General features: G+C 43.0%; 18 protein-coding genes, 18 tRNA genes and 2 rRNA genes. 6 read left to right on the top strand and 32 right to left on the bottom strand.

Features of this window, described 5'->3' with window-relative positions:
* Positions 1-23 precede the first annotated feature (23 nt).
* The gene (locus ACGTN9_RS14490; protein ID WP_499593963.1) at positions 24-845 is read left to right on the top strand and encodes a lipoate--protein ligase family protein; all 822 of its coding nucleotides are present in this window, start codon (positions 24-26) and stop codon (positions 843-845) included.
* A 25-nt stretch (positions 846-870) separates the two neighbouring features.
* A complete protein-coding gene (gene lipA, locus ACGTN9_RS14495; RefSeq protein WP_093046412.1) occupies positions 871-1,815 on the top strand; it encodes a lipoyl synthase in 945 nt (314 codons plus the stop codon).
* Between the two features lie 45 nt (positions 1,816-1,860).
* Here the strand turns inward: lipA and ymaG are convergent, their stop codons facing one another.
* The 13 genes from ymaG to ACGTN9_RS14560 form a co-directional block, all read right to left on the bottom strand.
* On the bottom strand, positions 1,861-2,070 hold the full coding sequence (gene ymaG, locus ACGTN9_RS14500; RefSeq protein ID WP_499593999.1) for an inner spore coat protein YmaG: 210 nt from the start codon (positions 2,068-2,070) through the stop codon (positions 1,861-1,863).
* Positions 2,071-2,438: 368 nt separating this feature from the next.
* Complete coding sequence (gene trmL / locus ACGTN9_RS14505) at positions 2,439-2,912, bottom strand: tRNA (uridine(34)/cytosine(34)/5-carboxymethylaminomethyluridine(34)-2'-O)-methyltransferase TrmL (protein ID WP_499593965.1); 474 nt, start codon at positions 2,910-2,912, stop codon at positions 2,439-2,441.
* Between the two features lie 45 nt (positions 2,913-2,957).
* Positions 2,958-3,824, bottom strand: coding sequence for an amidase domain-containing protein (locus tag ACGTN9_RS14510; protein ID WP_499593967.1), 867 nt, complete (start codon positions 3,822-3,824; stop codon positions 2,958-2,960).
* An 83-nt stretch (positions 3,825-3,907) separates the two neighbouring features.
* The gene (locus ACGTN9_RS14515; protein WP_499593969.1) at positions 3,908-4,444 is read right to left on the bottom strand and encodes a methylated-DNA--[protein]-cysteine S-methyltransferase; all 537 of its coding nucleotides are present in this window, start codon (positions 4,442-4,444) and stop codon (positions 3,908-3,910) included.
* A gap of 73 nt (positions 4,445-4,517) precedes the next feature.
* Entirely contained in the window at positions 4,518-5,651 is a 1,134-nt protein-coding gene (gene queG / locus ACGTN9_RS14520) for a tRNA epoxyqueuosine(34) reductase QueG (protein WP_499593971.1), read from the bottom strand.
* A gap of 87 nt (positions 5,652-5,738) precedes the next feature.
* Complete coding sequence (locus ACGTN9_RS14525) at positions 5,739-7,448, bottom strand: ABC-ATPase domain-containing protein (RefSeq protein WP_499593973.1); 1,710 nt, start codon at positions 7,446-7,448, stop codon at positions 5,739-5,741.
* Positions 7,449-7,610: 162 nt separating this feature from the next.
* Positions 7,611-7,681: transfer RNA gene (locus ACGTN9_RS14530), tRNA-Gly, on the bottom strand.
* Positions 7,682-7,997: 316 nt separating this feature from the next.
* Positions 7,998-8,402 carry a MaoC/PaaZ C-terminal domain-containing protein gene (locus tag ACGTN9_RS14535; RefSeq protein WP_499593975.1) on the bottom strand — a complete coding sequence of 135 codons (405 nt, stop codon included), beginning with the start codon at positions 8,400-8,402 and terminating at the stop codon, positions 7,998-8,000.
* The gene (locus ACGTN9_RS14540; protein WP_499593977.1) at positions 8,399-8,848 is read right to left on the bottom strand and encodes a MaoC family dehydratase N-terminal domain-containing protein; all 450 of its coding nucleotides are present in this window, start codon (positions 8,846-8,848) and stop codon (positions 8,399-8,401) included. The genes ACGTN9_RS14535 and ACGTN9_RS14540 overlap by 4 nt, the downstream gene beginning before the upstream one ends.
* A gap of 17 nt (positions 8,849-8,865) precedes the next feature.
* Entirely contained in the window at positions 8,866-9,630 is a 765-nt protein-coding gene (fabG, locus tag ACGTN9_RS14545) for a 3-oxoacyl-ACP reductase FabG (RefSeq protein ID WP_499593979.1), read from the bottom strand.
* Between the two features lie 248 nt (positions 9,631-9,878).
* Positions 9,879-10,568 carry a Crp/Fnr family transcriptional regulator gene (locus ACGTN9_RS14550; protein ID WP_499593981.1) on the bottom strand — a complete coding sequence of 230 codons (690 nt, stop codon included), beginning with the start codon at positions 10,566-10,568 and terminating at the stop codon, positions 9,879-9,881.
* Between the two features lie 140 nt (positions 10,569-10,708).
* Entirely contained in the window at positions 10,709-11,125 is a 417-nt protein-coding gene (locus ACGTN9_RS14555; protein ID WP_499593983.1) for a hypothetical protein, read from the bottom strand.
* A 67-nt stretch (positions 11,126-11,192) separates the two neighbouring features.
* Positions 11,193-11,576, bottom strand: a complete 384-nt coding sequence (locus ACGTN9_RS14560; RefSeq protein ID WP_499593985.1) for a YidH family protein — start codon at positions 11,574-11,576, stop codon at positions 11,193-11,195.
* A 184-nt stretch (positions 11,577-11,760) separates the two neighbouring features.
* Here ACGTN9_RS14560 and ACGTN9_RS14565 point away from each other — a divergent pair, with 184 nt between their 5' ends.
* From ACGTN9_RS14565 to ACGTN9_RS14580, 4 genes are read left to right on the top strand one after another with little or no spacing between them, the layout of a single operon-like run.
* Complete coding sequence (locus tag ACGTN9_RS14565; protein ID WP_499593987.1) at positions 11,761-12,696, top strand: ornithine cyclodeaminase family protein; 936 nt, start codon at positions 11,761-11,763, stop codon at positions 12,694-12,696.
* Positions 12,697-12,711: 15 nt separating this feature from the next.
* Positions 12,712-12,936, top strand: coding sequence for a hypothetical protein (locus tag ACGTN9_RS14570; protein ID WP_499593989.1), 225 nt, complete (start codon positions 12,712-12,714; stop codon positions 12,934-12,936).
* A 14-nt stretch (positions 12,937-12,950) separates the two neighbouring features.
* Positions 12,951-14,381: a sodium:solute symporter family protein gene (locus tag ACGTN9_RS14575; protein ID WP_499593991.1), complete on the top strand. Its 1,431-nt coding sequence runs from the start codon at positions 12,951-12,953 to the stop codon at positions 14,379-14,381.
* 12 nt (positions 14,382-14,393) lie between these two features.
* The gene (locus ACGTN9_RS14580) at positions 14,394-14,960 is read left to right on the top strand and encodes a hypothetical protein (RefSeq protein WP_499593993.1); all 567 of its coding nucleotides are present in this window, start codon (positions 14,394-14,396) and stop codon (positions 14,958-14,960) included.
* Positions 14,961-15,139: 179 nt separating this feature from the next.
* On the opposite strand, the gene ACGTN9_RS14585 is transcribed toward ACGTN9_RS14580, so the two are convergent.
* The 19 genes from ACGTN9_RS14585 to ACGTN9_RS14675 all read right to left on the bottom strand — a co-directional run.
* Positions 15,140-15,231, bottom strand: a tRNA-Ser gene (locus ACGTN9_RS14585).
* A 10-nt stretch (positions 15,232-15,241) separates the two neighbouring features.
* Positions 15,242-15,325, bottom strand: a tRNA-Leu gene (locus ACGTN9_RS14590).
* A 106-nt stretch (positions 15,326-15,431) separates the two neighbouring features.
* Positions 15,432-15,513: transfer RNA gene (locus ACGTN9_RS14595), tRNA-Leu, on the bottom strand.
* Positions 15,514-15,523: 10 nt separating this feature from the next.
* Positions 15,524-15,597: transfer RNA gene (locus ACGTN9_RS14600), tRNA-Cys, on the bottom strand.
* A 24-nt stretch (positions 15,598-15,621) separates the two neighbouring features.
* A tRNA-Gly gene (locus tag ACGTN9_RS14605) sits at positions 15,622-15,696 on the bottom strand.
* An 8-nt stretch (positions 15,697-15,704) separates the two neighbouring features.
* Positions 15,705-15,779 (bottom strand) — tRNA-Gln (locus tag ACGTN9_RS14610).
* A gap of 16 nt (positions 15,780-15,795) precedes the next feature.
* Positions 15,796-15,871, bottom strand: a tRNA-His gene (locus tag ACGTN9_RS14615).
* Between the two features lie 5 nt (positions 15,872-15,876).
* Positions 15,877-15,950, bottom strand: a tRNA-Trp gene (locus ACGTN9_RS14620).
* 5 nt (positions 15,951-15,955) lie between these two features.
* Positions 15,956-16,041: transfer RNA gene (locus ACGTN9_RS14625), tRNA-Tyr, on the bottom strand.
* A 92-nt stretch (positions 16,042-16,133) separates the two neighbouring features.
* A tRNA-Thr gene (locus ACGTN9_RS14630) sits at positions 16,134-16,209 on the bottom strand.
* 10 nt (positions 16,210-16,219) lie between these two features.
* Positions 16,220-16,295, bottom strand: a tRNA-Phe gene (locus ACGTN9_RS14635).
* A 40-nt stretch (positions 16,296-16,335) separates the two neighbouring features.
* Positions 16,336-16,412, bottom strand: a tRNA-Asp gene (locus tag ACGTN9_RS14640).
* Between the two features lie 149 nt (positions 16,413-16,561).
* Positions 16,562-16,638: transfer RNA gene (locus ACGTN9_RS14645), tRNA-Met, on the bottom strand.
* A gap of 51 nt (positions 16,639-16,689) precedes the next feature.
* A tRNA-Val gene (locus ACGTN9_RS14650) sits at positions 16,690-16,765 on the bottom strand.
* A gap of 8 nt (positions 16,766-16,773) precedes the next feature.
* Positions 16,774-16,848 (bottom strand) — tRNA-Glu (locus tag ACGTN9_RS14655).
* 9 nt (positions 16,849-16,857) lie between these two features.
* A tRNA-Ser gene (locus ACGTN9_RS14660) sits at positions 16,858-16,950 on the bottom strand.
* Position 16,951: 1 nt separating this feature from the next.
* Positions 16,952-17,026 (bottom strand) — tRNA-Asn (locus tag ACGTN9_RS14665).
* A 222-nt stretch (positions 17,027-17,248) separates the two neighbouring features.
* Positions 17,249-17,362, bottom strand: a 5S ribosomal RNA gene (gene rrf / locus ACGTN9_RS14670).
* 134 nt (positions 17,363-17,496) lie between these two features.
* Positions 17,497-17,623, bottom strand: a 23S ribosomal RNA gene (locus ACGTN9_RS14675); the annotation flags it as partial.

Below are 17,623 nucleotides of genomic sequence, written 5' to 3' on the forward strand. Positions count from 1 at the left end.
ATATTCTTACAGAGAAGAGGATCATGATGAGTGAGACTTGGTATTATGTCGACACTGGCCATGCAACTCCAGCCTTCAACATGGCAATGGATGAGTTGCTGCTTAATTGGCATAGTGAAGGAAAAATTCCTCCTGTACTCCGTTTTTATGGCTGGGAACCCTCCGGATTATCGGTAGGCTACTTCCAAAAGGTCCAAGGAAAAATTGACCTGGAAGGCGTCAAACGTCATGGCTTTGAATTAGTACGCAGACAAACAGGCGGCCGTGCGGTACTCCATGACCAGGAATTGACGTATAGTGTTATTGTATCAGAAGAGCACCCGGATATGCCTAAATCTGTTAAAGAAGCCTATTTAGTCATCTCAAAGGGACTGCTGCATGGGTTCCGAAACCTCGGTGTCCAGGCAGATTTTGCAATTCCAGAAGGAAAACTGGAAACAACCGGTTCTTCGGTCTGTTTTGAAGAGCCTTCATGGTATGAACTTATTGTCGAAGGCAAGAAAGCTGCAGGCAGTGCCCAGACAAGAAAAAAAGGAGTCATTCTTCAACATGGGTCGATCCCTATTGAAGTTGATGACGGAAAATTATTCGATATGTTCATTTATCCGAATGATCGAGTAAAGGAAAGAGCTCGCAAAGCATTCGGCGATAAAGCAGTAGCAATTAATGAAATCGTGCCAGAGCCAATCACTTTCGATAAAACGAAAGAAGCGTTTAAGCAAGGATTTGAAACAGGCCTGAATATCAAGCTGGAGCCTTTTCAGTTGAATAAGGAACAATTAAAGGCTGTCCATCAGTTAGCTGAACAACGATATCGCAATGATAAATGGAATTATGCTCGATAATCTTTATTAAAGGAGTGTCATCAACATGGCTAAAAAAGAAGAGTACATACGAAAACCAGAATGGCTGAAAATTAAGATTAACACGAATAAATCATACAACCGATTAAAAAAACTGATGCGCGACAAGAAACTCAATACGGTATGCGAAGAGGCCCGTTGCCCGAACATCCACGAATGCTGGAGTGAACGTAAAACGGCAACTTTCATGATTCTTGGTGATACGTGTACACGTGGCTGCCGCTTCTGCGCGGTCAAAACCGGCCTGCCGAATGAGCTGGACTGGGGCGAGCCGGAACGTGTAGCTGAATCTGTAGAAATCATGGGACTGAAACACGTGGTTGTCACTGCGGTTGCTCGTGACGATTTAAAAGACGGCGGTGCAGCAGTTTTTGCCGAAACAGTAAAAGCCATCCGTCGCCGTGTACCTGGTTGTACAGTAGAAATCTTACCTTCCGATATGAAAGGCGACTATGAAAGCCTTCATACATTAATGGAAGGAAAGCCGGACATTTTCAACCATAATATCGAAACGGTCCGCCGATTGACCAAGCGTGTCCGTGCCCGTGCCATGTACGATCAATCCCTTACCCTTTTGAAACGGGTAAAAGAAATCGCTCCTGACACACCGACAAAATCAAGCATCATGGTTGGCCTTGGGGAAACGAAAGAAGAGATCATCGAAGCGATGGATGACTTGCTTGCACATAACGTCGACATCATGACAATCGGACAATATTTGCAGCCGACCAAGAAACATTTGAATGTAGAACGTTACTATCATCCGGATGAATTCGAGGAATTAAAGCAGATTGCTTTAGAAAAAGGCTTTAGACACTGTGAAGCAGGGCCTATGGTTCGTTCTTCCTATCACGCTGACGAACAAGTCAATTCCACATCCGCCCAGCGTCGTATCAAATATATGCAAGGCTATGAGTCGCAGGGTGAAAAATTGGATAACGTGAACTTTTAACTTATAAAAGCCATCCTGATGCCAGGATGGCTTTTTTTGCATGAATTAATAATACGGATAATAATATGGTGGATAATAAGGTGGGTAGTAGTAATACGGCGGATAGTATGGATAGGGATATAAAGCGCTCCCTAACAAACCGCCCAGCACCCCGCCCAAAAATGGGGATCCATAAAATCCTCCATAACCGCCGTAGTACGGCCTTCTGGGTCGTCTTCCAGGACGCGGGCGCTGTCTTTCATCCTCAATCTCCATCATAGTTTCAGGGTAGTAATCATAGTCCACTTTCTTCCTCCCCTTTCTGTACAGCGTAACCTATGGTTCACTGTATGTGGGGAAGTACCCAGATGTATAGGCAGGAGTTTATAGACATTTGTACGATTAGTAATTCACATCTTTGGACAATTTAGTTATAATAAGGGTTAGTTGATATTGTAGAGAATAAAGGAGGCGCCATTTTATGAAACTAGCGTTGATCATCGGAGTATGTGTGACATTCCTGACATCTATTTTCGCTGCTGGATATGACGAAAAGCCAGGTACCCCGCAAAAATAAACATAAGGTCGAACAAAACCCGCATCCAATCAGATGCGGGTTTTTTATATGGCTTCCAGTCCTTTTTTCACGAAAGGCCAGGGAAATCCTGTTGGCGTAACGCTTCATAAATCAAGATGGCGGCTGTATTGGATAAGTTTAGAGAACGGACTTTATCTGTCATATGAATACGCAGACACCGGTCTTCTTTCCCTTCCAGCAAATCAAGCGGGATTCCATCTGTTTCTCTTCCGAACACGAAAAACAAATCTCTTTCAGGCTGATTGAAATTGTAGTCCGTATAATGTTTCGTCCCGAAATTCTCGATATAATAAAATTCACCTTCTGGATAGACTTTATATAATTCGTCGAGACTGTCATGATAATGGATATCAACATCATGCCAGTAATCAAGACCGGCACGGCGAAGCATTTTGTCATCAGTTGAAAAACCGAGCGGACGGATTAAATGTAGGGTAGAACCGGTAGCGATGCAGGTCCTTGCAATATTTCCCGTATTAGCGGGTATTTCTGGTTGATATAAAACGACATGGATAGGCATTTTCTTCACCTCTGGTTGCTTAATGACCCGCTTATTATAACATACTCACTCTCCGATTCGGAAAAACTTATATTCAATGTTCGGCGTATAAGCAGTGGAGTCTTCATAGGACCAGTACCGCATTCTGCTGTTATAAGTATGGGCATTTACCAGAGGCATCCCATCCGCGTCTTTACTCACGACGATCGTATTATGATTCCATCTTCCATCCCCTTCAAAATCATAGCAGATAACATCACCTGGAATCAGATCCTTCGGTGAATCGACTTCCTTTCCAGTCAGCCCTTGCCGGGATCCACTCAGATACCAACGGAAGGAATGGGCTACCGTCCAACTGTAGCTCCATGATTTCCCCGAATACCACCAGCCTTTTCCGCGATTCGGAGTCCCCCACATCGGCGCTCCTCCAGCCCGCATGCATTGCGAGATAAAATTCGTACAATCATCTGTGAATGTACGATATTCAGGATTATAACTGTTCCACCAGCGTTCAGCGTATCTCACAGCGCTTCGGCGATCATAATTGAAACGAAGGTCCCGTACTTCTCCCATCGGAATGGGCTCATACTTTTTGTCACCTTCCACAGGTCCATTCTTTTCCTCCATGAATTCATGGCGTAAAATTTCATTGTGTTTCATCTGTGCCCGGCAGTCCATTTCTAATTCTTCCACATAGAAATCGTTCTTCTTTTTGAGGACAAAATTAGTTTTCAACATATAACGCAAATCTGTCCTGCTATCAGAATCCTCTATCCGCTGATAAGGGGTGACAGCTCCAGAAACACGGGCTACCCGGTATCCCCGTTCTTTGTGAAGCTCCCATTTTCTCTTTAGCCATGGGATGGTGTCCATGTCCCGCTGACTGGTCAATACCTCATTCCAGAAATCTTTAAGTATATTACCATTCACCATCAGTGCTCCTCCCTCCCCTATCAGTTTATGAAAGAAACAGGGATTAACAACAAAAAAAGCCGTGAGTATATCACGGCTTCATCTTAAAAATTGAAAAGCATCTGTGGCATTTCTAATTCCAATAACTTTCTTTTCTTTTCTAAACCACCATTGTAGCCCACTAATTTTCCGTTCGTACCGATCACTCGGTGACATGGAATAATAATCGATAAAGGATTGCGGTTTACCGCACCGCCTACAGCACGTATCGCTTTAGGCGACTGGATCGCTTTTGCGATGTCTTTGTACGACCTTGTTTCTCCATAAGGAATTTCTTCACACAAAGCCTTCCACACCTTTTGCTGAAAAGGGGTTCCATACAATTGATAGTCAAAGGTGAATGCATGCCTGGTTCCTAGAAAATACTCCTGGAACTCCTGCTTGGCTGGTTCTAACAACTCATCATCCTGCACAAACTTCGGACAAAGGAAATACTGTCTCGCCCAATTATTATGATGCGTTGCCAGCTCTTGATAGCTTCCATAGTCGATCCGGCAGACACCGTCCTTATCTGCAACGAATGTTACCGGACCAAGTGGAGTTTCCAATTCATCATAATAAAGAAAGGAACGTTTAGCCATAAACAACCCCTTCTTTTTTAAAAAGTTTGTTTTATTATACTAGAGAAATGCAAAGATGGGAAGGAGTTTTCTGTCAATTCAGCTGAAACCCAAGCCCTTTTTCCATTTCAAACAACACTTGCTCATCCGTCTCCTTCTCCATCGCAGCTTCAATTGCTTCGTAAGCCCCAGGAGAACCAATTTTACCCAGCGACCAGGCAGCAGTTCCACGGATGACCGGGCGAGGGTCTTCCTTCATCAAACGAATTAAGTCGTCCACTGCAGTCTCATCTTTGTAGTGACCCAATGCCAGAATAGCATTACGTTGAATCGGCTTTTTGCCACGCCAGGATCCGGCAATCGGACCGAATTGCTCCTTAAACTCCCTGTTCGAAATCGAAAGGAGCGGCCTCAATCTTGGCTTGGTCACTTCTGGATTCGGCTCAAATTCTTCATGCAGATGAAAATCTTTCTTCTTATTTTTCGGACATACGGTTTGACAAGTGTCACAACCATATAGCCGGTTACCGATCTTCACACGATATTCATCAGCAAGAAAGTCCTTCGTCTGCGTTAAAAATGCGATGCACTTATTGGCATCCAGCTGTCCCCCCTGGACAAGGGCTCCAGTCGGGCAGGCATCGACACAAATATTGCAATCGCCGCAACTGTCCTCGACAGGTTCATCCGGCTCGAAGGGAATATTCGTAATCATTTCTCCCAGATATACATAGGAACCAAATTCAGGCGTGATGATCGCACAATTTTTCCCGCTGAACCCAATGCCCGCACGTTCAGCTACTGCCCGGTCAGCCAGCTCTCCTGTATCCACCATCGATTTGATACTGACCTCAGGAAATCTTTCTTTTAAGAATTCTCCAAGCTTCTGCAGTCGATCCCGCAAGACATCATGGTAATCCTGTCCCCACGAAGCACGACAGAAGATACCACGCCTGTCGCCTTTTTTACTTTTTGGTGCATCTTTCATTTTAGAGGGATAAGCTAAAGCAATCGAAATAATCGACTGTGCTTCAGGCAAGAGCCGGCTTGGTTCTGTGCGTTCATCAACTGTCCCTTTTTCAAACCCCGATTGGTACGACAGTTCTTCCTGTCGTTTCAGACGGGCTTTCATTTCCCCGAACACATCTACGGAGGCAAATCCGATTTTATCAATGCCTATTTCCTTACTATAAGCGATAACTTCTTCTTTCAATTGCTTGTAATCCATCCTTACCCCTCCTTTCATTTAGATTAATTGGACTAAATTGATGATATTAGGAATTCACTCACTTACTCCATTTTTAAAGTCCATAGTTTATAATATAGGATTTACTTTTGCTGTTCGCATGCGGTTTAAAGTCGCTGCGATTTCAAACCGCCTAGGACGTGCCAGTTCACCAGGGTGCTGGTTTTGGAAGGGGGCGAAGGAAGACAATCCTTGCTTATCCAGTTGATCTTCCATGGCATCAAGTAATTCTTCCATAGACCTGCTCTTTTCCAGCCAGCCTTTTTTATCTAAATGAAGCAGCATATCTGCAATCATTCGTGTCTGGGATGCGTCTACAAGCTGCTCTACATAATGCAAGGATATTTCCGTGTTTCCTTTTAAAATCAACGTCTTACTTTTTGCTTGTACTTTAGCTTTCTTCCCTTTTTGGGTCTGCAGGCTGTTTGGTAAAAATCTACGCCTGGTTATCTCGCCAAAGCTGTATTCTCTATCAATTTTACGCTGTTGCGGATATCTATCTGCAATCTCTTTTGCCTTATTCGTAACATTATAAGGGAGATACTGATCCATCATGATGACGTTATCAGCAGCATCGAAATAGTCACCGGATCCCCCCATGACTAGTATCGTCGAGACCTCTAATTCATCGCGAAGCAGTTTGATTTTATCGATGAAAGGAGTAATCGGCTCTTTCTCCTTCACTACCAGCTCCTGCATACGCTCATCTCGTATCATAAAGTTCGTTGCGCTGGTGTCTTCATCAATCAGCAGTGTGCCAGCGCCTGCCTCAAGAGATTCCACTACATTGGCAGCCTGCGACGTACTTCCACTTGCATTATCCGTCGTAAACCTGGTTGTGTCTGTACCATGCGGCAGGTTTTTAATAAACGGCGAAATATTTACGGTTGTAACTTTTCTTCCGTCCTCTGCGCGGACTTTCACTGCTGCCGGATCAGTCAGCACATACTCACGGCCATCCCCTTTAATATGAGGGTACACCCCGCGTTCCATCGCATTCAACAGGGTACTTTTACCATGGTACCCGCCTCCGACAATCAACGTTATCCCTTTTTTCAACGCCATACCTGTCAATGGCTCGTTGCGGTGAGGTAATTCAATTGTGACACGATTCTGTTCAGGACTTTCAAACGGCACCGCACCTTCCATCGGCCGTTCACTGACGCCGCTTTTCCGAGGTAAAACTGCTCCATCTGCGACGAATGCAATCCAGTCATTCGCTTCCATTTCCCTGCGGATCGCTACATGCTGGTCAGCCAGTTGCACTGCTTCCTCAATTTCTTCATCGTTGATACGAAAGACAGATTTATCAATCAGCTCAGGAAGCACCTGTAAGAACAGTTTCTCTGCTTGCTTTCCATTAATACGTCTACCGTTGGCCGGTAAACCTATGCTTAGGCAGATAATCATATGGTCACTATTCAATTCGACAGCCGTACGTTCTAATATTTCCTGCCCTGGGCGATCGATTGCCACCAATCCGCTCTTACCTGATCCCTTCACATTAGGATTAAGCTTCATCAGTGTACGGGCGATATCTCTTGTAATCGTATCCTCCGCATAGACGCGACGATTCCTGTCTTTTCTCCATTCGGCTTTGATCGGACGTTTGTCGTACGGCACTTGAATCCTTATTTTAGAAGGAGCCGCAAACGGATCCCCTTGTACATAATCAATCCATAGCCGGTAGCGCTCAAACTGATAGCTTCCCTGCAATTGCTTATAACCTTTATAACTTTTCCCGTCTATTTGCTGTAATTGCTGTTGAAGTTTCTTCATCACGAATCATCTCCAATCCAATTATCTACTTTGTTTATTTACAATGTTGCCATCTTTACAACATAAAAAACGCAATGCTTCGTTGTCACCTAGAACGAAACACTGCGTTGGTTAACTTGATTGGGGAAATAATTACTCTTGCCGGATAAAACCGGCAATAAGAGCGGGTGATGGGAATCGAACCCACATCATCAGCTTGGAAGGCTGAGGTTTTACCACTAAACTACACCCGCATGTTAATTAAATGACTGCTTTAAGTCAGGTTCACGAACAATCATGTCTCTTCCTCTGCCAGATAATTCATGGAAGTATATCCGTCGAGACAACTCGTAGCTTATTCGGTGGATGCGTTGCTCGTGGCTGAGGTTTTACCACTAAACTACACCCGTATAGTGAAAATGCCTTTTTGAAATGACATTTATAATTATAACAAGGGTAGTTTAGTAGTGCAATGGGATTTTTAATTTTTTGTCGAAAAACATAAAAATTAATCGAATCCTATAGGGTGACTATCTTTTGTATTTATCTCTTTATGTTCCTTTGATACTCCTATTCATACTGACTAAATACAACTGTACCCTTGATAACATCCTTTCCCTCTTGATTAATTGCATTCACATCGAAATGTAATTGCCGGTCAGTTTTATCGGCTAATGTCGCCTGTAAGGTGATGACATCATGCAGTCGGACCATACCTTGAAACCTGATGGTATAATCCTGGATAAACCCTTCTTCAAAATAAGGAGTGAATAATTTAGCGAGATTGCCCATCGTCCACATGCCATGGGCAATAACTCCAGGAAGCCCAGCTTTTTTGGCTTCTTCATCTATCGTATGGATTGGATTGTAATCACCTGATGAGCCCGCGTATTTGATCAAGTCCAGCCTCGAAACCGGAGATAACGTTACGTTCTCCAGTGATTCCCCTGCTTCTAACACAGCTAACCGATTCACACCTTCATCTCCTTCCGAACAGCTTCTGTAATGATGACTACCTGCTCTTCTGTGAAAACCAGCTTCCGATCAAGGTCTTCCCCATATCTTTTTAAAAGTAAAAAGCCCATTTCCCCGCTTTTTCCTTTTCTTTCATAGTAATCTTTTACTTCCACGTAGCAATTGATTTCCTCTCCGACGAGCAAAGGTCTTTCATAATGAAAGGTTTCTTCGCCGTGGATCAAACCTTTACCAGGCAACTCCAATGCTTCAATAGCGCCGTAATCAAAGACTCTCGGAAAAGTCGGGGGAGCAATGTTATTGTTATACCTTGACTGCTTCCCGGTCTCCTCACATATGAATATGGGGTGCAAGTCACCAATAGCTTCTGCAAATTTCTTGACTGCTCCTCTTTCCACGGTATTCTTTACGGGTTTCGATTTCTTACCAATAACATGTGTCAGCATCTATGACTCCTCCTTGATTAATCTTTTGGTCCGCCAGCTACGTAGAGTACCTGACCATTCACGAAGGATGATTGTTCATCAGCGTAAAAAGCAACAGCGTTTGCAATATCCTCTGGCTTACCACTTCTTCCTACAGGAATATTGGAGACACTAGCTTCCACCAATTCTTCGAAGGAAATACCGATTCTTGCCGCTGTCTGCTTGGTCATATCAGTCTCAATGAACCCGGGAGCGACCGCATTTGCTGTTATGCCGAAGGGGCCAAGTTCAATTGCCAATGTTTTGGTAAAACCCTGCAATCCAGCTTTAGCTGTAGCATAGTTTGCCTGTCCGCGATTGCCCAAGGCAGAGGTCGAGGAGATGTTAATAATGCGGCCAAATTTCTTTTCAACCATATATTTCTGTGCTGCCCGGGCGGCATTGAAGGATCCTTTAAGGTGCACTCCCATGACGGTATCCCAATCGGAATCAGTCATTTTAAATAGCATATTATCCTTGATTACACCAGCATTGTTAACTAGAATATCAACCGAACCATATTTCTCATACACTTCTGCCATGGCACTCTCTACCTGTTCTGCCTCCATCACATTAGCAACCTTCGTAAACACTTCATAACCTTTTTTGTTAAATTCATTTGCAGCTTGCGCAAGCGCTTCTTCGTTAATATCGATAATGGCTACTGTTGCGCCTTCTTCAGCAAATTTTTGAACAATTCCTTTTCCTATACCACGGCTTCCGCCGGTTACAAATGCTACTTTTCCATTAAATCTATCTGACATAATCGATTCCTCCCATATTAAATTTTGCCCCGAGGCCCTGGTGTAAATCTATATCATTAACCATAATCTATTAACATATCAACTGGTTAGTAAGCTGTAATCCCATATTATTTTGAAATTTCGAAAAAAACAACCCTATTATAGGAAAGCTGTTTACTGGAAAGACTTTTAAGCATGGTCTGTAATTTTTGAGGAATATACCAATCCCAATAAAAAAAGAGGCTTTTATAGCCTCTAAATAAATTTTTCTATAATGTACAATTTTGAACGCCGCATTGATCACACATCAATAAGGAGCGGAAATATTCGATATCATTAATAAAGAATTTTTTTGCTTCATTGTCAATGAGGCCTTGGTCTTTCCACTTACTGATCACTCTACTGGCGGTTTCCCTGGTAATCCCGACGTACTTTGCGATATCCTGGACGACAATCGGTTCTGTAATTTCCACCCCTCTTGGAGTTTCTTTACCATACATATGACTTAACCGGATAAAAATAGATGCGACTGCACCTTCCGAACCGAACACTAAATAGTCTCGCAGTTTGGCTTTACTGGCTTCGAGCGATTCTGCCAGCCATTTCGTAATGCCTAAAGCTAATCGACCATTTTGCGCCATTAAGGTTTCCATATCGTTTTTTGATATATATAACAAAGAAGCGTCTGTCAAAGCAACCGCAGAACAAGAATAAATTTCTCCAGAGAAGATCCCTATCTCTCCGAATGAATCATTATTCTTACGTAAAAATACGGTTACTTCTTTATTCTGTTTCATCTGCTTATGAACACGAATTGTACCGTCTAGGATAAAGTACAAATGGGAAGCTTCCGATCCTTCTTCAAATATTACTTCTCCACGTTTGACGAATGTTTCTTTTGAGTTAGCGAGCAATAAATCTTTTTCATTTTGCTCCAATCTATCGAGTAAAGGCCTCATCATGCCTACCTCCTGTATGATGAATGTACCTTAATAATAAATGGCTGTAGCCTGTAAGTCTGTGATATTTATCACGTTTTCACTATTATTATATTAAAATCAAAAAGAGACACTGCCCTCCAGTGCCTCACAATTATGTATCATTCATTGGAATTGAATTTCGTTTCTTCCTCATCCAATAAAAAATCCTTTTTCCGTAAACGGATATTAATATGATGCAGCTGTTGAACGACTTCAGCAAATCCTAAAGCAAGGATGAATGATATGACTGCACAGATCACCATCCAGAAAAAGCCTAGGAACTCCTCATTAACAAGGAAAAACAACCCTACTAAGAATCCTGTCACTAAAAATACATATCCAACTAATTTCAACAAGGTAGCAACCCGGTTGTTATGCTCAAAATAAATAGTAGCTATATTGGTTGAAACTATTTGTGATTCACTCGTTTCCCGACGATGGACGGGGATAGGTTCTTCCTCTGTATTACTGTTAGCAAAGTACCCTACTATACCGAGTAAAAGTGTAACCACGATAACCGTTATAAAAACACCCATATTATACCTCCCCTGTAAATAAGAACCACAACATTCATTGTAATATAGCCAGGGGAGATTTTACACACTAGCTTTCCAAATATAAGAAGTAAAATAAGATGAAAATCAGAATAACAATCATTAAGGAAGATACTAACGTCACAGAAGTATTAGAAGGGTTGAATGTTTCGTCATTCATGATCTGTTTCTTTTTATTGAAATAAGCGACAGTTGCTAAAATTATGATAATAAAACCAAGAACAACAGCAAAAACACCTAAAGAAAGGCTGATCATATCGATCGTACTGTTACGCTGGACCCCTATCGTGAAATGAAGGCTGGTATTTAAAAAGCCAATACCAACAATAGCAATAACCGTACGAACCCATGCCAGGTAGGTTCTTTCATTAGCCAGGTGTTGCTGTGCATATTTCAACTGGTTTTTCTCTTCCTTTTTCATGACATCACTCACTTATCTTCCATATATGATTTAGGTTGTCTTACATTATCTTAATCATACGATTACAACCAGAAAAAATCCAATGGCCTGATTTGATCTAAGCATTGTTTTCTGTGAGCGAGCAGAATTTGCAATCGGTTTTATTTTTCAGAATAATTTGGTAATATTCTTAAGTATACAGAAAGGAGAATGATAAATGGAAGTAATCTCAGCAGAAGAAATCAAACAAAAGTTTTCCATGAAAGAAACCATGGAAGCTATTGAGGATTTCTACAAAGAAAAAGAAGGAGACTACATTTCTCCTGATCGTATGCATATTGAGGATGGAGACAATACAGCTCTGCTAATGCCAGCATTTTACGGTGATTATTATGCAACGAAGTTAGTGGGAGTAGCTCCGAATAACACGAACCTCGACAAAGACACGATTCATGGATTAATGATTTTATATAATCGTGAAACCATGGAACCATTATTCATGTGCGACGCCATCGCCATTACTTCGTTACGTACAGGTGCTCTTGGAGGTTTAGGCATGAAGTATTTGGCGAAAGAAGATGCGAAAACCCTAGGAATCATCGGTACAGGAACACAAGGTTGGAGTCATTTGCAATCAGGACTTGTCGCCCGGGATATTAACGAAGTACATATCTTTAACCGTACAGAAGAGAAAGCACTGGCATATAAAAAGCAGGCAGAAAAAGCATTTCCGCACATCAGCTTTTATGTGTCTTCCGTAGAGGAACTGGTGAAGAAGTCAGATATCATCGTAACGACCACCACCTCTTCTAAGCCGGTATTACCGGAACTGGAGCCATCTGAATGGAAAGGAAAACAAATTGTCGGCGTAGGTTCCTTTCGACCGGCGATGCAAGAACTTTCGGATCAGGTATTGCAAGAAGCAGATGAAATCTACGTGGATGCTTCAAGCGCTTTACGGGAGTCAGGGGATATGATTCGAGCTAAAGAGTTACGTAAAGATTTAGAGGATACGTGGGACCTTGAAAAAATAATCAGAGAAAACCATTACCCTTCTGGTGTCCATGATAAGACAATTATTTTCAAGTCTGTCGGTGCCTCTATTTTTGACTTAGTAACTGTCAAATCAGTGTATGAAACGTATTACAAATAGAAAGGTGGCAGAATGATGCGAAAACTGACAAGGAAAAAGTGGAAAGACCCGGGAATCGTCATGGTAATTATTTTATCTATTATCTCTTTGATCGTTTGGATATGGTGGCCGGCAGACACTTTTGTAGGTGGAATATCCCTAGCAGGATGGGCCATGTTTGTCTGCTTTTTCATATGGTTAGCGTTAACAGTCGCATATGTCGTTTGGATGGAAAGACTGGAAAAGAAAGAAATGCAATAAAGGAGTGAGTAATCATGCAAGTAATGGAAACAATCATTTTAGCCATTTATTTAATCATTATGACCGTTATAGGAATTTGGTTCGCAAAGCGGGCTCACTCATCTGAAGGTGATTACTGGACAGCTGGCGGGCAGATTAATAGTTTTGTTGGATCATTCGCATTTTTTGCAGCGGTAGCAAGCTCAAGCTCACTGATGGGGGCTGTAGGTTCTGGTGTAGCATTAGGGGTTCCTTTTCTATTAGCCTACGGGTTCGGCGCAGTAGCTATCCCTTCATTTGCAATGTTTTTAATAGCTGGACAAATTAGAAGAACAGGCGTAAAAACTCTGCCTGAATTTTTCAAGCATAGGTACGGAAAATCGGTACAGATTGTTTCTGCTATTCTAGTCGTACTGAGTATGACTTTCTATATGATCCCCCAGTTGACAGCATCAGGGCTAATTGGTTCTTATGTGTTAGGGATTGATTATGTAACTGCTGTAATCATTTTAGGGTTAGGATTCACACTTTATGCCGCACTAGGTGGAATGTGGGCGATTACATACACGGACTTGATTCAGGGTGCTGTCATGGTCATCGGAATGTTCATTCTCGCTATTATTATTCTAATGGATCATGGTGGAGTTGGTTCGCTTGTTCAAGACGCGTTAGCAGTCGACCCTCAATTCGGTTCTATTACTCAACCATGGATGTCTTACTTCGGTCTATTTGTTGCTTTTCTTTGGTTCGGAGTAGTATCACCGTCAGCTGTTATGAGGAACTTTGCTGCACGTGATGCGAAAACAGCACGTCGCTCAGCTCTAGGAGCTTGTTTTTTGTATGTTACTGTATTCCTATTCGGATTTGTCATTGCATCGGCAGGTGCCAGCCTGGGGATTGCAGAATCACTCGACAATCAGGATATGATTTTTATTTCCGTAATTGAGCATTACATGCCTGCCTTACTTGCCGGAGTTATGCTGGCCGGGTTATTAGCTGCAATCATGTCCTCAGCGGATGCGATGCTTCTGGCCGTATCTGCAGGAATCGCCCATGATATTTATAAAGAACATATTAATAAAAAAGCTTCCGAAAAGAAAGTCACTCGTCTAGGGTTAATTGTAATGATCTTAGCTAGTGTGGTTGGGATTATTTTCGCAATCGATCCCCCTCAATTGATCGCTGTCATGGTAGGTTGGGTAAGTGGCGCAATGCTTTCTGCTTTTGGCTTCCCACTAGTGTTAGGGCTTTGGTGGAAGCGTACCAATACAGCAGGAGCTTTAGCTGGTATGATTGGAGGAACGGTAGTTTTCATCATCATGGCATTATTACCATTTGCTCTTGTTTCCGAGCACTTAGTCTCTGCCCCCGTTTCAGCAATTCTTACGATTGTAGTAAGTTTAATGACAGCCCCACCATCTGAAAAGATACAACAAGAAGTAGACAGCTATCACATGGAAGCATAAGCAGGTGAAAAAATGAAACTGAACATCTTAGGAGAAGATTCTATCCAGGAACACGAGCTTCCCAAGTATATGTATAAAGGCTTGAAGCCTTCGTTGAAACTGAATAAGAAACTCAATGAGAATGTAATTAAAAATGGGATCGTAAGGAGCGAAAAAGTCTATCAGCCAATGTGGACAGTGAAGATGCTAGTCATTGCTGATAGAAAACCGTTCCCACCCAAAATAAAGCCGAACATGGCTTTTGTGGATGCTATTTCAGGCTACCGGGGGTTATTTCCGAATGTACCTCCTGTCACCCAGCAGGAAGTAGCTTCATCAAAAGTTAAAAACGCTATAATTACAAGACAAGAACTACTAGAAAAATACGTAATAAATATTCAGGAAAAGCAAATCAGTCGGAACTATGTATTAAAAAAACCAAGATATGAGGTTAAAGAAGCAGAGGTAGTTTACTTGCCATTATGGCTAATAGAAGTGGACACTGATTTCTTCACAAAAACTTTCCTAATCAATGGTAACACAGGTGAGTCAGAAGATTTATTAAAGAAACTATGGAAATCAAACGAGTGGAAATTATGAAAAAGGTGCTTGCAATTTAGCAAGCACCTTTTATATATATTAAAAAGAAAAAGATCTCATCAGTCTTGGTGAAGATTAATTTTAATTCTAAATTATATACCGGTCGAAACTGCACTCCCAAAGGGACACAATTTTGAGTCGTGCGCGTCTGCCAATTTCACCACACCGGCATATAAAAATGGCGGAGAAGGTGAGATTCGAACTCACGCGACGGTTGCCCGCCCTAGCGCATTTCGAGTGCGCCCCCTTACAGCCACTTGGGTACTTCTCCATCCAGGCGATGCGGATGAAGGGATTCGAACCCCCACGGTGTTACCACCACTAGACCCTGAATCCAGCGCGTCTGCCAGTTCCGCCACATCCGCAAAGTATTAAATAATACCAGGCCTTAAAACTGTATAATAATAAGAAAAAAGACCCTTTCAGTAATATGAAAGAAGTCAATTCTCTAACAAATAAATTGTTAAGTAGTACCGGTGGCCGGGGTCGAACCGGCACTCCCGAAGGAACACGATTTTGAGTCGTGCGCGTCTGCCAATTCCGCCACACCGGCATATTGTTTATGGAGGCGGCAACCGGATTTGAACCGGTGATAAAGGTTTTGCAGACCTCTGCCTTACCACTTGGCTATGCCGCCTTGTGATACCCTGAAAATTAAATATGGAGCGAGAGACGGGATTCGAACCCGCGACCCCCACCTTGGCAAGGTGGTGTTCTACCACTGAACTACTCTCGCAATTTAAATGGCTGGCCCAGCTGGATTCGAACCAGCGCATGACGGAATCAAAATCCGCTGCCTTACCGCTTGGCTATGGGCCAACAGGCAAAGTAAAGATGGGGCGACCGATGGGAATCGAACCCATGAATGCCGGAGCCACAATCCGGTGCGTTAACCCCTTCGCCACGGCCGCCATAATGGCAGGGGTAGTAGGAATCGAACCCACATCAAAGGTTTTGGAGACCTTCGTTTTACCATTAAACTATACCCCTATATATGGTGGAGGGAGTAGGACTCGAACCTACGAACCCGATGGGAGCGGATTTACAGTCCGCCGCGTTTGGCCAACTTCGCTATCCCTCCATTGTAATGAAGAAAACTATTCAATGGTGCACTTACAGCACACGGTTGTTTTCCAGCAAGAAGTTTATTCGACGTTGCAGGAAAACCTACAATGGTGCCGGCCAGAGGACTTGAACCCCCAACCTACTGATTACAAGTCAGTTGCTCTACCAATTGAGCTAGACCGGCTAATCAGAAATGGTGGCTTGGGACGGAATCGAACCGCCGACACACGGATTTTCAGTCCGTTGCTCTACCGACTGAGCTACCAAGCCTAAGTATTTAAATAATTATGAAACTATGTAAAAGTAATAATGGCGGTCCGGACGGGACTCGAACCCGCGACCTCCTGCGTGACAGGCAGGCATTCTAACCAACTGAACTACCGGACCATAATTTGGTTGCGCTTTGCAGCACACGATTTTCAACTAGCTATGAAGATTATTCGACGTAGGAAGTTGAAATAAATTGGTTGCACTTTGCAGTACTACTATCTTTCATTAGCAATGATGATTAATCGACGATGCAAATGAAAAATAATTGGTTGCGGGGGCAAGATTTGAACTTGCGACCTTCGGGTTATGAGCCCGACGAGCTACCAGACTGCTCCACCCCGCGATAATGTAAGACATTATATCTTACGATATTGAATTGGAAATGTGAATGAAATGGTGGAGGATGCAGGGTTCGAACCTGCGACCCCTTGCTTGTAAGGCAAGTGCTCTCCCAGCTGAGCTAATCCTCCTATGTAAGTGGTGACCCGTACGGGATTCGAACCCGTGTTACCGCCGTGAAAGGGCGGTGTCTTAACCACTTGACCAACGGGCCAATATGATATGGCGGAGAGCGAGGGATTCGAACCCTCGAGACCGCGGTAACGGTCTACACGAATTCCAATCGTGCTCCTTCGGCCAACTCGGACAGCTCTCCATGGCTCCACCGGTAGGATTCGAACCTACGACCGATCGGTTAACAGCCGATTGCTCTACCACTGAGCTACGGTGGAATATTGTAAAGGTGTGTATCATTGAGCTACAACCTAAGTTATATGCTCGTCGTTCAACCCTTTTGTTCAACTTTCTGGCTACATAAACAGTGTTGAACTCCTTGCAAAGCTTACTTCGAAGTTTAGTCGAAGAGGTTAGCTTCGCTACGGTGGAATATTGTAAAGGTGTGTATCATTGGTGTGATTTTGTTAACAAGCAGATCTTTAAGAAAATAAGTCCAGGCTTGGCAGCGTCCTACTCTCACGGGGATAAACCCGACTACCATCGGCGCTGGAGAGCTTAACTGCTGTGTTCGGCATGGGAACAGGTGTGACCTCTCCGCTTTCGCCACCAAACCTTAATCTTTTTTTAGGGACAAGATATATTATATGCACCTTAGTCCAAAAATTCAAGGGTTTTTTATATTTTTATGTAAACCCTCAAAACTAGATAAGCAACATTCAACGACCCAACTTCTTCACGAATTATATTAGTTAAGTCCTCGATCGATTAGTATCCGTCAGCTCCACGTGTCACCACGCTTCCACCTCGGACCTATCTACCTCATCGTCTCTGAGGGATCTTACTCACTCGAAGTGATGGGAAATCTCATCTAG

It is taken from the genome of Halobacillus sp. B23F22_5 (assembly GCF_043497085.1).
In the GTDB taxonomy this organism is placed as follows: Bacteria; Bacillota; Bacilli; order Bacillales; family Halobacillaceae; genus Thalassobacillus.

What these genes read in the sequence shown, in the direction of transcription:
- ACGTN9_RS14490 (WP_499593963.1), top strand. Translation starts at nt 24, where the DNA reads ATGATGAGTGAGACTTGGTATTATGTCGACACTGGCCATGCAACTCCA.
- lipA (WP_093046412.1), top strand. Translation starts at nt 871, where the DNA reads ATGGCTAAAAAAGAAGAGTACATACGAAAACCAGAATGGCTGAAAATT.
- ymaG (WP_499593999.1), bottom strand. Translation starts at nt 2,070, where the DNA reads ATGGAGATTGAGGATGAAAGACAGCGCCCGCGTCCTGGAAGACGACCC.
- trmL (WP_499593965.1), bottom strand. Translation starts at nt 2,912, where the DNA reads ATGCCTATCCATGTCGTTTTATATCAACCAGAAATACCCGCTAATACG.
- ACGTN9_RS14510 (WP_499593967.1), bottom strand. Translation starts at nt 3,824, where the DNA reads ATGGTGAATGGTAATATACTTAAAGATTTCTGGAATGAGGTATTGACC.
- ACGTN9_RS14515 (WP_499593969.1), bottom strand. Translation starts at nt 4,444, where the DNA reads ATGGCTAAACGTTCCTTTCTTTATTATGATGAATTGGAAACTCCACTT.
- queG (WP_499593971.1), bottom strand. Translation starts at nt 5,651, where the DNA reads ATGGATTACAAGCAATTGAAAGAAGAAGTTATCGCTTATAGTAAGGAA.
- ACGTN9_RS14525 (WP_499593973.1), bottom strand. Translation starts at nt 7,448, where the DNA reads ATGAAGAAACTTCAACAGCAATTACAGCAAATAGACGGGAAAAGTTAT.
- ACGTN9_RS14540 (WP_499593977.1), bottom strand. Translation starts at nt 8,848, where the DNA reads ATGCTGACACATGTTATTGGTAAGAAATCGAAACCCGTAAAGAATACC.
- fabG (WP_499593979.1), bottom strand. Translation starts at nt 9,630, where the DNA reads ATGTCAGATAGATTTAATGGAAAAGTAGCATTTGTAACCGGCGGAAGC.
- ACGTN9_RS14550 (WP_499593981.1), bottom strand. Translation starts at nt 10,568, where the DNA reads ATGAGGCCTTTACTCGATAGATTGGAGCAAAATGAAAAAGATTTATTG.
- ACGTN9_RS14555 (WP_499593983.1), bottom strand. Translation starts at nt 11,125, where the DNA reads ATGGGTGTTTTTATAACGGTTATCGTGGTTACACTTTTACTCGGTATA.
- ACGTN9_RS14565 (WP_499593987.1), top strand. Translation starts at nt 11,761, where the DNA reads ATGGAAGTAATCTCAGCAGAAGAAATCAAACAAAAGTTTTCCATGAAA.
- ACGTN9_RS14570 (WP_499593989.1), top strand. Translation starts at nt 12,712, where the DNA reads ATGCGAAAACTGACAAGGAAAAAGTGGAAAGACCCGGGAATCGTCATG.
- ACGTN9_RS14575 (WP_499593991.1), top strand. Translation starts at nt 12,951, where the DNA reads ATGCAAGTAATGGAAACAATCATTTTAGCCATTTATTTAATCATTATG.
- ACGTN9_RS14580 (WP_499593993.1), top strand. Translation starts at nt 14,394, where the DNA reads ATGAAACTGAACATCTTAGGAGAAGATTCTATCCAGGAACACGAGCTT.